This window comes from Streptomyces sp. NPDC002889 (genome assembly GCF_042888425.1).
Classification (GTDB): domain Bacteria; phylum Actinomycetota; class Actinomycetes; order Streptomycetales; family Streptomycetaceae; genus Streptomyces.
Genome location: NZ_JBIAPT010000012.1, coordinates 14,158 through 25,838, shown reverse-complemented (window position 1 = coordinate 25,838; position 11,681 = coordinate 14,158). Strand labels below are relative to the sequence as shown.

Sequence of the window (11,681 nt, the reverse complement as noted above, 5' to 3'; positions counted from 1 at the left end):
ACCCCCTACCGATTTGATCCCGGGGGTGCGGCCGCCGGTAACCTGAAGCATTCGCCGTTCGTCGTCGTCGTAATGAAGAGAGCACCGTGGCCGCCGACAAGATCGACACCATCGTCAACCTGAGCAAGCGTCGTGGCTTTGTCTACCCGTGCAGCGAGATCTACGGCGGTCAGCGGGCCGCCTGGGACTACGGGCCGCTGGGTGTCGAGCTCAAGGAGAACATCAAGCGTCAGTGGTGGCGTTACATGGTCACCGCGCGCGAGGACGTCGTGGGTATCGACTCGTCGGTGATCCTGGCCACCGAGGTCTGGGAGGCCTCCGGCCACGTCGCCACCTTCACCGACCCCCTCACCGAGTGCACCTCCTGCCACAAGCGCTACCGCGCCGACCACCTCGAGGAGGCGTACGAGGAGAAGCACGGCAGGCTCCCCGAGAACGGCCTCGCCGACCTCAACTGCCCCAACTGCGGAAACAAGGGCACCTTCACCGAGCCCAAGCAGTTCTCCGGCCTGCTCTCCACCCACCTCGGCCCCACCCAGGACTCCGGCTCGATCGCCTACCTGCGCCCCGAGACCGCCCAGGGCATCTTCACCAACTTCGGCCAGGTCCAGCAGACCTCCCGCAAGAAGCCGCCGTTCGGCATCGCGCAGATCGGCAAGTCCTTCCGCAACGAGATCACGCCGGGCAACTTCATCTTCCGTACCCGCGAGTTCGAGCAGATGGAGATGGAGTTCTTCGTCAAGCCGGGTGAGGACGAGAAGTGGCACGAGTACTGGATGGAGCAGCGCTGGAACTGGTACACCGGCCTGGGTCTGCGTGAGGAGAACATGCGCTGGTACGACCACCCGGCCGAGAAGCTCTCCCATTACTCCAAGCGCACCGCCGACATCGAGTACCGCTACCAGCTCGGCGGCAACGAGTGGGGCGAGATGGAGGGCGTCGCCAACCGCACCGACTTCGACCTCTCGGCGCACTCCAAGGCCTCCGGCACCGACCTGTCGTACTTCGACCAGGAAGCCGGCGAGCGCTGGACGCCGTATGTCATCGAGCCCGCCGCCGGTGTCGGCCGCGCCATGCTCGCCTTCCTCCTCGACGCCTACAACGAGGACGAGGCCCCCAACGCCAAGGGCGTCATGGAGAAGCGCACCGTCATGCGTCTCGACCCGCGCCTCGCGCCCGTCAAGGTCGCCGTGCTGCCGCTGTCCCGCAACCCGCAGCTCTCGCCGAAGGCCAAGGGCCTCGCCGCCGACCTGCGCCAGAACTGGAACATCGAGTTCGACGACGCCGGCGCCATCGGCCGCCGCTACCGTCGCCAGGACGAGATCGGCACCCCGTTCTGCGTCACCGTCGACTTCGACACCCTCGACGACAACGCGGTGACCGTGCGTGAACGCGACACCATGAAGCAGGAGCGCGTCTCCCTGGACCAGATCCAGGGCTACCTGGGCAGCCGCCTCCTCGGCTGCTGAGCCCGCTCGCGCGGCGCCTTGCGGTGACGTAACAAGCCCCCGGTTCCGGGTACGGAACCGGGGGCTTCGTTGCACACTGGGCCCACGCGTACCCGCAGGCGCCAGGAGGCACCGCATGCCGTCCATGACCACCAGCAAGGTCAGCAGATGGGACCAGCACGGACGGGAGCACAGGGTGCGGGTCCAGAAGGCGGGCATGCAGCGGCAGTTGACCTGCGGCACCTGCGGTTGGCGCAAGAACGCGCAGTTCCTGCCCTGGCTCAAGGCGGAAGAACACCTCGCCGAGGCGCATCAGGCGACCGTGGACCCCGGCGCGAGTTGACCGGGAGGCGGTCGGCTGCGCCTCAGGTGCTCAGCCCGCGCAGCACCAGCTCGGTGACCGCCTCGAACTCGCCGTCGATCGTGGGCTTTCGCCAGTCGGAGGCATAGGCCGGGTCGTGGAAGCGGGTCGTGGCATCGAACACCGCCTGGGCCGAGGCCTCGGGGTCCGGTGATGCGAACTGCCCGGCGTCGACACCCTCTTCGATGATCGCCCGAAGCTGTCCGACCAGCTCCTGAATGTGATCCTCCACGACGTCGCTGTTCTCCCCGATGAGCACGCCGTACGTCGCGAACAGCTCAGGATCGTCCCCGGCCTTGTGCCGCTTGGCGGTGAACAGCGCCCGCAGCCAATGCCGCAGCTTCTGCGGAGCGGACTGCTCCCTACCCGCGGTGATCTTCGCGAGCTCGACCACCGTCCGCTCCAGCCAGCGGTTCGTCACCGCCTCACGCAGTGCCGCCTTCGTACGGAAATGCCGGTAGACGCTGCCATGGCTGACGCCGAGCGCACGTGCCACATCGACGACCGTGGCCTTCGCCGGGCCGTAGCGGCGCAGGACATCCTCGGTGGCTTCGAGGATGCGCTCAGGGGTCAATGCTTCGGGCGTCATCGCGCGTGCGTGCCTTTCGACGGACCGCTGGACAGGATCCACCAGACGGTACCCGCAGGTCAGTGTTCGCTGTCCAGGTGGGCCATCTGTGCCGCCGGGTAGCGCTCGCCCGCGGCCGCGTCGGCCGGGACGGCCTGCTCGATCGCGGCCAGGCCGTCGGCGCTCAGCGTGACGTCCAGCGCGCCGAGGGCCTCGGTCAGCCGGGTGCGGCTGCGTGCGCCGATCAGTGGCACGATGTCCTCACCGCGGGACATCACCCAGGCGATCGCGGCCTGAGCGACGCTGACGCCCTGCTGCTCGGCAACCTTGCGCAGCCGGTCGACCAGGTCGAGGTTGTGGTGGAGGTTGTCGCCCTGGAAGCGCGGGCTCATCCCGCGGAAGTCGCTGGGGGCGAGTTCGCGGTCACGGGCGAAGTGGCCGCTGATCAGACCGCGCGAGAGCACGCCGTACGCGGTGACGCCGATGCCGAGTTCGCGGACCGTCGGGAGGATCTCCCGCTCGATACCGCGCGAGATCAGTGAGTACTCGATCTGGAGATCGGCGATCGGCGCGACGGCGGCGGCCCGGCGAATCGTCTCGGCGCCGGCCTCGGACAGACCGATGTGCCGGACGTGACCGGCCTCGACCAGCTCGGCGATGGCGCCGACGGTCTCCTCGATCGGGACGTCCGGGTCGACGCGGGCGATCCGGTAGATGTCGATGTGGTCGCGGCCGAGCCGCTGGAGGCTGTACGCGGCGAAGTTCTTGACTGCGGCGGGCCGGCCGTCGTATCCGGTGAAGCCGCCCTCGACGGTGCGCAGCGCGCCGAACTTGACGCTGGTGAGGGCCCTTTCGCGCAGGGCGGGCGGGGCGGTGCGCAGTGCCTCGTTGATCAGCAGCTCGTTGTGCCCCATCCCGTAGAAGTCGCCGGTGTCGAGCAGTGTGATGCCGGCTTCGAGTGCGGCGTGGATGGTGGCGACCGACTCGGCGCGGTCGGCGGCCCCGTAGAGCGCGGACATGCCCATGCAGCCGAGGCCGAGGGCGGAGACCTGGGGGCCGGTGGTGCCGAGGGTGCGGTGGGGGTGCGGGGTGGGGGTCATGAGAGAGCTCCTGGATGACGACGCCGATCCGATGACAGATACGACTATGGCATGACGACTGACAGATTTCAATATCTGTCAGTCGTCATGCGTCATTCGGCTGGGCTCCGGTCGGGTCCCACGACCGAAAACCGTGCGGCCCGGCCGCTCCGGGCGGGGTAGTGTCACCTGCATGTCTTCGTTCTTCCAGCTGTACGAGTGAGAGCGCGGCGGTCACCCGCCACCGCCTGACCATTCCCGAGTCTCTTCTCACCACGATGGGAGAACCCCATGGCCAAGAGCCGCAACAACCTCCTCGGTGTGGGCGGACAGCGCAAGAAGCTGTCCCGCGCCGACCAGCAGGGGAACGGCCCCGCGCGTAACGCCGACCGCAAGGCGGCCGACGACCAGAAGCAGGAACTGCTCCGCAAGATGCGCGAGCGCGCCGGGAGCCCGGCGGACGAGGAACAGTCGCCGCAGGTCGAGGCCTGACGACGACGAGACCCCGCCCTGCTCTCGGGAGCAGGCGGGGTCTTGTGCTGAGCAGGTCCTGTACACGGAGTCCGGGTCTCACCGGAATCCGTGTACAGGAGCGGAAACGCGCGAGCGCCCGGTCCAGCAACCGGGCGCTCGCGCTTGCCGGGGGTGAGCGACCCCGGCCGTTCTCCCGGGCGGGGCGTCAGCCCGTGAAGCGGGTCGCCACGGGGACCAGGTCGCCCTTCTCGGCGATGCCGACGGCCCACAGGTCGGCGGTCCCCGGGACCGCGGTGAAGCCGCGTACCACGAGCGACGGGGTGGGGGCCTGTACGAAGCGGCGCTGCTGGGCGTCCCAGCGCAGCGCGACGGTGACCGCGCCCTTGCCGCCGACCGCCCACAGCGTGCCGTTCCCGTCCTTGGCGGCGACGCGCAGCCGGCCGTCGGGGACGTTCGGGGTGCTGACGGCGGTCCACTTCTTGCCGTCCCAGCGTGCGGCGAAGGGGTGTTCCGAGCTGCCGGTGACGGAGCCGCCCACCGCCCACACCTCGTCGGCGGACACCGCGGTGACGCCACTGAACCAGCGGTTTTCGCCCTCCTTGCCCGGGGGCGCGTCGACGCGTGTCCAGGAGGTGCCGTCGAAGTGCAGCAGCAGCGCGGCCTGTTCGGTGTCGGCCGTGGCGAACGCCGCGCCCGCCGCCCAGATGTCGTCGGGTGCGACGACGGCGAGGCCGGTCAGCTCGCCCTTGCCGACGTCGGGGAGGGCCTGCTTGCGCCAGGCCGAACCGTCCCACGCCTGGACGGCGGGTACGCCGTTCTTGATGCCCTGCGGCACTGCCCGGCCGACCGCCCACGCCTTGCCGTCGGACGCGATCGCCACCGCGTCGGGTGTGAGGCGGCCGCTCGGGTCACGGTCGAAGTTGTGCGCGGTCCAGGCGGTTCCGTCCCAGTGCGCGGAGGAGGCGCCGACCGTCCAGATGTCGTCGGCCGACTTCACGGCCAGGGCCTGCGGGAAGCTGTCGGGGGGCAGGGTCGACTCCTGCTTCCAGGAGGAGCCGTCCCAGCGGAGTGCGACCGCATCGTTCTTGATGTTGGTGCTGTCCTTCAGCCGGTAGCCGACGGCCCACGCCTGTTTGCCGTCGAGCGCGGCGACGGCGGTGAGGTCGCCCTTCTCCACCGGGGCGGGGGTCGTCGTCCACTCTCCGGCCCGCGCGGCGGGTGGGGCCTCGGCCTCGTCGGGAGCGGGTCCTGCCCAGGCGCCGGCGACCGCCAGGCTGCCGGTCGCGATGGCACCGGCGGCCAGTGACGCCAGCAGGGGCCGCCGTCGTACGCGCCGGTGCCGGGATGAGGTGTTCGTGTTCATCACGGGAGTCCTTGGTGTCGGGCGGTCGGTACTAGACCGTGGTCTTGATGACGAAGTCGAAGGCGCCGGTGTAGTGGCCGTCCTTCGGGGCCGACAGCGTGATCGTGCAGGCGCTGTTGCGGAGCCGGTCCTGGGCGTTGAGCGCGGCGAAGTCCCGGCCGTAGGCCTGGGTGTCGTCGGGGAAGTACAGCTGGGTGATCAGGACCGGTCCGCCGGGAGCCTGCACCTGGGTGTGGATGTGTGGCGCGCGGTTGCCCCAACGGCCCCAGTAGTCCCGGGGGATGATCGTCTGCAGCCGGAACGCGCCCCGGTTGCTGGTGTACTGGTGTCCCCGCAGCGCGAAGCCGGAGGTGTCGTAGTCGCCGTTCTGGTCGCACTGCCAGAACTCGATGAGAGCGCCCGTCACGGGGGTGCAGGCGGTGTCGTAGACGACGCCGCTGACGTCGAGGCGTACTCCGCTGATGCCGGGGGTGACGAAGTTGCCGCGCTCGGGGGACTCGGGCTTGAAGAGCGGGCCCTCCGTCGCCGCCGGCGTCTCGTGGCCGTCGCAGGCGGGTGTGACGGCCAGGGGGCGGCCTGCCGCGCGGGCCTGCTGCACCGCGGTCACCAGTGGGGCGGGGGCGGCCGGTGCCGCTGGGCTCACCGGCGCGGCCGGGGCGGCGCCCGTCGCGGCGAGGGCCGCGGCCGTCACTCCCACCGAACTCGTCCGGATGAACGCCCTTCGCGAGCTGGTGTGCCCGCCGCCCGCATCGTGGTCCTGCCGCATCGCGTCTCCTTGCCGTTCGTCTGCGCGGCAGGGCACTCCGTGGGGGTAAGGACCGGCACCTGGTGCACGAGTCCTCGGAATGCCCTGTTCCGAGCAGCGTGGCCGCTGCCGCGTACGAGCGGATCGTCAACATGACCGGCGGGTTCGGTGCGTTACGAAACCTCGCCCCGGTGCGATACGCGAGGGGCGACGGCGACCCGCCCCCTTTCGGCCACCCACAGGGCGATCCGGGTCCGGGACCGTATGCCCAGCTTGTCCCGTACGTTGTCGAGGTGGGTGGCCACGGTGCTCGCCGACAGGCCGAGCCGGGCGGCGATCTCCCGGTTGGTCAGCCCCTCGGCGACCAGGGCGGCCACCGCCGACTCCCGGCCGGTCAGTGAGAAACCGTCGTCCCTCCCGGTCGTGGCACCGGCCGCAGACGTGGCCTCCTCGGCGCCGTGGAGCGCGTAGCCGAGCAGCCCGTCCCAGCGCAGCCCGCGGGCCTCGGCCACCACGTCGTCGGCCACCGCCGAGGGCAGGGCCGCGCGTGCGCGGGCCGTCGCCGTCTCGACCTGCCGCCGCCACCCCGACTCAGGCTCGGTGTCCAGCCGTCTGCGCGCCTGTGCGGCGGCCGTGAGCAGCCGCAGCGAGCGGCGCGCATCTCCCCGTTCGCCGGCCACCAGGGCCAGTCCCTCGAGCGGATACAGGGAGTGGAAGCTCTCCCCGGGCACCGTGCGCACGGCTTCGGCGAACAGCTCGTCCGCCGCGTCGAGATCGCCGAGCGCCAGCCGTATCGCACCGGCCGTGTGCAGCGCGGCCGCCGAACGGCCCCATTCGGACTGCGCCCGCAGTAGCGGAAGGCTCAGGGACATCAGCGCGTCGGCGTCGCCGGCCCTGCCGACATGCAGCAGGGCCCAGGCGAGGTGGTGGCGGCACCACGCTGTCTCGCGGGGGCGGCCGAGCGCGGTGACGACGTCCAGGCACTCCGCGAAGTCGGCGACGGCGCCGTGGAAGTCGCTGCGGCACAGCAGCGCGCCGGCCCGCGCGTCCAGGGCGTTGGCGAGACCGGCGGGGCCGGCACGGCCGCGTTCGACCTCCACCGCCCGCTCGGCGAAGTGCAGTGCCGCCTCCCCGTCGGCCTGCTGGCCGGCGGCCCGGGCGGCGAGCGCCAGGGCAGCACCACCGAGGACCGGCTCACTGTCCCCTGCGAGGATCCGGTCCAACAGGGAGCGGGCCGCAGTGGGTTGCTCCTGCTGGAAGCGCACCCGGGCCAGCGCGAGGGCCAGTCGTATGTACGGGGTGCCACCGCGGCCGGCGGTGTGGGCGACGGCCGCCGCGAGGTTCTCCCGCTCCGCCGTCAGGGGCCCGCAGGCCTGGTCGACGAAAACCTGGTCCGCGTCGAGGTCCAGCAGGCCGGTCAGCCAGTGGACGGCCCGCTGCCAGGTGTGGTGCAGTTCGCCGGACTCGGCCAAGCGGTCCAGGGCGTAGGCGCGTACGGAGCTGAGCAGACGGAACCGGGCGGCGCCCGATCCGTCGCCCGGCAGCCGGACGAGCAGCGACTTGGCCTCCAGCGCGCACAGCACACGCAGCACCTGCGGCGGTTTCATCCTGCCGTCGCCGCTCTCGCTGTCGCTGCTCCTGCCGTCCTCGTGGGCGCCCTCACCGCCGCCGCCGTCGGCGCGGTCGCCGGTGCCGTCGGCGCAGACCGCGGCCGCCCCCGCCGCGTCGAATCCGCCCACGAGGACGGCCAGTCGGCGCAGGAAGGTCTGTTCCCGCGCGTCGAGTAAGCGATGGCTCCAGTCGATCGCGGCCGCCAGCTCGCGGTGCCGCCCCGGACCGGTTCTGCTGCCGTCCGTGAGCAGGGAGAGCTGGTCGTCCAGACCGGCGAGTATGTCGCCGAGCGGCAGGGTTCCGGCGCGGCGGGCCGCCAGCTCGATGGCGAGCGGCAGCCCGTCCAGGCGGCGGCAGATCTCGCCCACCGTACGGGCCTCGGCCGGCCCGGGCACGAAGCCGGGCGCCGAGCTGCCCGCGCGATCGACGAACAGCCGGACGGCGTCGGCCCGCAGCAGGGCCGCCGGGTCGTCGTCCTCGCCGGGCTGCGACAGGGGCAGCTCACCGACGCGGAACACCACCTCGCCCGGCACCCGCAGCGCCTCCCGGCTGGTGGCCAGGATCCGCAGCCGGGGGCACCGGCCGAGCAAATGGGCCACCAGCCGCGCGCACGGCTCGGCCAGATGCTCGCAGTTGTCCAGGATCAGCAGGGCCGACCCGCCGCCCAGTGCATGGGCCAGTACGTCGATGCCGGTCCGGCCGCCCCGCTCGCCCACACCGAGTGCGGCGGCCACGGCCTGCGGCAGCCGGTCGCCGTGGTGCAGCGCGTCCAGCTCGACGAAGCGTGCCCGCCCGCCTCCGCCGCGCGTCCCGGCTGCGGCCTCCAGCGCCAGCCGCGTCTTGCCCACTCCGCCGGGGCCGGTGAGGGTCACCAGCCGGGAGGACTTCAGCAAGGCCGGCAACCGGGCCAGTTCCGCACGGCGACCGACGAAGGAGTCCAGCGCCCGGGGCAGTGGGGCTGTCCGCGGCGGCGGGGTCGCCCCGTTCTGGCCGGCCCGGTCCCGCGACGCCCGGTCGCGGGCCGCCCCCTCGGCGTGCCGGACCGAGCGGCGCCGGAAGGCACGCTGGCGACAGGCGTCGGAACAGTAACGTGCGGGCCGCCCCCCTCTCCCCGTCCCGCTCCGTCCGCCCAGCTCGCCTCCGCACACCTCGCACGCTCGACTTCCGCTCACCCGTCGCATCCTTGCCGAGCGGGCACGCGCCCACCACCAGGTCTGCCCAAGGGTGATCCACGCCCTACCGGCCCGGCGCCCGCCGCTACGCCGGGGCGCGCTCGGGCTGCTGGGCGGGGGGCTCCATTCGTTCCGCGGCGCGGCGTGCCGTCTCCTGTGCCCAGGGCCCGCTCGTCAGCGCCCCGGCCAGCAGGACGAACAGACCGCAGCCGGCGATGACCCACCAGGCGGACCGGCTGGCAGCCACGAATCCGTCGGTGTGCGCGGCCGGGGAGACTCCCGCGGCCAGTACGGCTCCGATGACGGCGACGCCCAGCGTCTGGCCGATCTGACGGCTGGTGGAGGCGACCGCGGCGGCCACGCCGGCCTGGGCGCGGGGCATCCCGGACACGGCGGTGTTGGTGATCGGGGCGTTCACCATGCCGAATCCGAGGCCGAACAGGACGTACCCGGTGACGAGGAGCGCCGTGGACGACTCGGCCTCGAACGCGGCGAACAGCACCCCGCACGCGGCCATCGCCGTACCGGCGACCAGCAGGGGCAGGCGGGGGCCACGGCTCGCGACCAGCCGGCCCGACAGCGGCGCGCACACCCCGGTCAGCACGGCCATGGGCAGCATGTACAGGCCGGCGTCCAGTGCCGACATGCCGCGGACATCCTGCAGATAGAGAGTGTTGATGAACAGGAAGCCGCCGAGCGATGCGAAGGCGCACACTGCGATCACGTTGGCTCCGCTGAACGGCGCCGAGCGGAAGAAACGCAGGTCGATCAGGGGTTCGTGGCGCCGGGGTTCGTACAGCAGCAGGCCGGTCAGGGCCACGGCCGCGACGGCCGCGTAGAAGAGGTCGGTCTCGATGATCGAGTAGGTGAGTGAGCCGAGGAGCACCATGACGAGGATCTGGCCCACGGGATCGGCGCGGCGTGCTTTCGGGGCACGGGACTCCGGTACGTAACGCCAGGTGAGCAAGAGGGCGGCGATGCCCACGGGCACGTTGACCCAGAAGATGGAACGCCAGCCGATGCCGTCGACGAGAAGGCCGCCGACGACCGGGCCCGCGGCCATGGAGATGCCGACGACACCGCCCCAGACGCCGATGGCGCGGGCACGCCCGCGCGGATCGGTGAAGGTGTTGGTGATGATCGACATCGCGACGGGGTTGAGCATGGAGCCGCCGACGGCCTGCACCATGCGGAAGGCGACGAGTGACTCGAGGTTCGTCGCGAGGGAGCACAGGACGGAGCCGACGGTGAAGACGACGAGCCCGGCCACGAAGACCTTGCGGCGCCCGATCCGGTCGGCGGTGGAACCGGCCAGCATCAGCAGCGCGGCGAGGACCAGCGTGTAGGCGTCGACGGTCCACTGCATCCCGGCGATCGAGGCATCCAGTTCGTCGCGGATGGAGGGCAGGGCGACGTTCAGGATGGTGTTGTCCAAGCTGACGATCAGCAGACTGATGCAGCAGATCGCCAGCACCAGCATCTGTCTGCGATGACTGAGCTCCGGCATGCGTGAATAGTACGGCTAACTAAACAACCTGGGCGTGAGCGACAATGGGCGAATGACCACGCTTGCCCCGTCGGCCACGCTCACCCCGTCCTCGATGCCCTCGACGCTGCAGATCGGCCCGCACGCCGTGCAGCCCCCTGTGGTGCTCGCGCCCATGGCCGGCATCACCAACGCTCCCTTCCGCACCCTGTGCCGTGAGTACAGCGGCGGCAAGGGGCTGTTCGTCAGCGAGATGATCACCACGCGGGCGCTGGTCGAGCGCAACGAGAAGACGATGCAGCTCATCCACTTCGACGAGACCGAGACCCCTCGCTCGATCCAGCTGTACGGAGTGGACCCGGTCACCGTCGGCAAGGCCGTGCGCATGATCGTGGACGAGGACCTCGCCGACCACATCGACCTGAACTTCGGCTGCCCGGTCCCCAAGGTGACCCGCAAGGGCGGTGGCTCCGCCCTCCCCTACAAGCGGCCGCTGCTGCGGGCGATCCTGGGCGAGGCGGTCTCCAACGCGGGCGCCCTGCCGGTGACGATGAAGATGCGCAAGGGCATCGACGACGACCACATCACCTATCTCGACGCCGGCCGTATCGCGGTCGAGGAAGGTGTCACGGCGATCGCGCTGCACGGGCGTACTGCGGCGCAGCACTACGGCGGCACGGCGGACTGGGACGCGATCGCGCGCCTCAAGGAGCATGTCCCCGAGATCCCTGTGCTCGGCAACGGCGACATCTGGTCGGCCGAGGGCGCGCTGCGGATGATGCGCGAGACCGGCTGCGACGGCGTGGTCGTGGGGCGCGGCTGCCTGGGGCGGCCGTGGCTGTTCGGTGATCTGGTCGCCGCGTTCGAGGGCCGCGGCGGTGCCGGTGGCGGAGCCGCTGATGGATACGCGCGCCCCTCGCTGCGCCAGGTCGCGGACGCGATGCTGCGCCATGCGCGGCTGCTGGGGGAGTGGATCGGTGACGAGACGCGAGGGGTGATCGACTTCCGTAAGCACGTGGCCTGGTACCTCAAGGGCTTCTCGGTGGGCTCGGAGATGCGCAAGAAGCTGGCGATCACCTCGTCGCTGGACGAACTGGGCGCTCAGTTGAGCGAGCTCGATCTGGATCAGGCGTGGCCCATGGGCGCCGACGGGCCGCGTGGGCGTACGTCGGGGAACAACCGGGTCGTGCTGCCGGACGGCTGGCTGAGGGATCCGTACGACTGCGCGGGCATCAGTGCGGACGCGGAACTGGACACCTCGGGCGGCTGACCGGCGGCGCAGCGACGGTCGGGATGCCTGAGGCGTCCTGGGGTCCGGATGATGGAATCGGGTCGGGTGCAGCGGCGTGATTCTCGCCACCCCTGATAGAGGTA

General features: G+C 71.3%; 10 protein-coding genes. 4 read left to right on the top strand and 6 right to left on the bottom strand.

From position 1 onward, the window contains the following. Positions 1-86: 86 nt before the first annotated feature. Both ACFYWI_RS19465 and ACFYWI_RS19460 read left to right on the top strand, forming a co-directional pair. Positions 87-1,469 carry a glycine--tRNA ligase gene (locus ACFYWI_RS19465; RefSeq protein ID WP_389233559.1) on the top strand — a complete coding sequence of 461 codons (1,383 nt, stop codon included), beginning with the start codon at positions 87-89 and terminating at the stop codon, positions 1,467-1,469. A 115-nt stretch (positions 1,470-1,584) separates the two neighbouring features. Then, a complete protein-coding gene (locus tag ACFYWI_RS19460; RefSeq protein WP_389233556.1) occupies positions 1,585-1,791 on the top strand; it encodes a hypothetical protein in 207 nt (68 codons plus the stop codon). Between the two features lie 22 nt (positions 1,792-1,813). Here the strand turns inward: ACFYWI_RS19460 and ACFYWI_RS19455 are convergent, their stop codons facing one another. Both ACFYWI_RS19455 and ACFYWI_RS19450 read right to left on the bottom strand, forming a co-directional pair. Continuing rightward, positions 1,814-2,398, bottom strand: a complete 585-nt coding sequence (locus ACFYWI_RS19455; protein ID WP_389233553.1) for a TetR family transcriptional regulator — start codon at positions 2,396-2,398, stop codon at positions 1,814-1,816. Between the two features lie 59 nt (positions 2,399-2,457). After that, entirely contained in the window at positions 2,458-3,477 is a 1,020-nt protein-coding gene (locus ACFYWI_RS19450) for an aldo/keto reductase (RefSeq protein ID WP_389233550.1), read from the bottom strand. A 270-nt stretch (positions 3,478-3,747) separates the two neighbouring features. Between ACFYWI_RS19450 and ACFYWI_RS19445 the strand changes: the two genes are divergently transcribed. After that, on the top strand, positions 3,748-3,948 hold the full coding sequence (locus ACFYWI_RS19445) for a DUF6243 family protein (protein ID WP_389233547.1): 201 nt from the start codon (positions 3,748-3,750) through the stop codon (positions 3,946-3,948). Positions 3,949-4,135: 187 nt separating this feature from the next. Here ACFYWI_RS19445 and ACFYWI_RS19440 read toward each other — a convergent pair whose 3' ends face one another. From ACFYWI_RS19440 to ACFYWI_RS19425, 4 genes are all read right to left on the bottom strand, one after another. After that, positions 4,136-5,293, bottom strand: coding sequence for a hypothetical protein (locus ACFYWI_RS19440; RefSeq protein WP_389233544.1), 1,158 nt, complete (start codon positions 5,291-5,293; stop codon positions 4,136-4,138). Between the two features lie 31 nt (positions 5,294-5,324). Beyond that, positions 5,325-6,059, bottom strand: a complete 735-nt coding sequence (locus tag ACFYWI_RS19435) for a dioxygenase (protein ID WP_389233541.1) — start codon at positions 6,057-6,059, stop codon at positions 5,325-5,327. Between the two features lie 152 nt (positions 6,060-6,211). Next, positions 6,212-8,542: an ATP-binding protein gene (locus tag ACFYWI_RS19430; protein WP_389233539.1), complete on the bottom strand. Its 2,331-nt coding sequence runs from the start codon at positions 8,540-8,542 to the stop codon at positions 6,212-6,214. 364 nt (positions 8,543-8,906) lie between these two features. Continuing rightward, the gene (locus tag ACFYWI_RS19425; protein ID WP_389233536.1) at positions 8,907-10,328 is read right to left on the bottom strand and encodes an MFS transporter; all 1,422 of its coding nucleotides are present in this window, start codon (positions 10,326-10,328) and stop codon (positions 8,907-8,909) included. Positions 10,329-10,380: 52 nt separating this feature from the next. Between ACFYWI_RS19425 and dusB the strand changes: the two genes are divergently transcribed. Continuing rightward, complete coding sequence (dusB, locus tag ACFYWI_RS19420; RefSeq protein WP_389233533.1) at positions 10,381-11,577, top strand: tRNA dihydrouridine synthase DusB; 1,197 nt, start codon at positions 10,381-10,383, stop codon at positions 11,575-11,577. The last annotated feature ends 104 nt before the right edge of the window (positions 11,578-11,681 follow it).

What these genes read in the sequence shown, in the direction of transcription:
- ACFYWI_RS19460 (WP_389233556.1), top strand. Translation starts at nt 1,585, where the DNA reads ATGCCGTCCATGACCACCAGCAAGGTCAGCAGATGGGACCAGCACGGA.
- ACFYWI_RS19455 (WP_389233553.1), bottom strand. Translation starts at nt 2,398, where the DNA reads ATGACGCCCGAAGCATTGACCCCTGAGCGCATCCTCGAAGCCACCGAG.
- ACFYWI_RS19450 (WP_389233550.1), bottom strand. Translation starts at nt 3,477, where the DNA reads ATGACCCCCACCCCGCACCCCCACCGCACCCTCGGCACCACCGGCCCC.
- ACFYWI_RS19445 (WP_389233547.1), top strand. Translation starts at nt 3,748, where the DNA reads ATGGCCAAGAGCCGCAACAACCTCCTCGGTGTGGGCGGACAGCGCAAG.
- ACFYWI_RS19440 (WP_389233544.1), bottom strand. Translation starts at nt 5,293, where the DNA reads ATGAACACGAACACCTCATCCCGGCACCGGCGCGTACGACGGCGGCCC.
- ACFYWI_RS19435 (WP_389233541.1), bottom strand. Translation starts at nt 6,059, where the DNA reads ATGCGGCAGGACCACGATGCGGGCGGCGGGCACACCAGCTCGCGAAGG.
- ACFYWI_RS19425 (WP_389233536.1), bottom strand. Translation starts at nt 10,328, where the DNA reads ATGCCGGAGCTCAGTCATCGCAGACAGATGCTGGTGCTGGCGATCTGC.
- dusB (WP_389233533.1), top strand. Translation starts at nt 10,381, where the DNA reads ATGACCACGCTTGCCCCGTCGGCCACGCTCACCCCGTCCTCGATGCCC.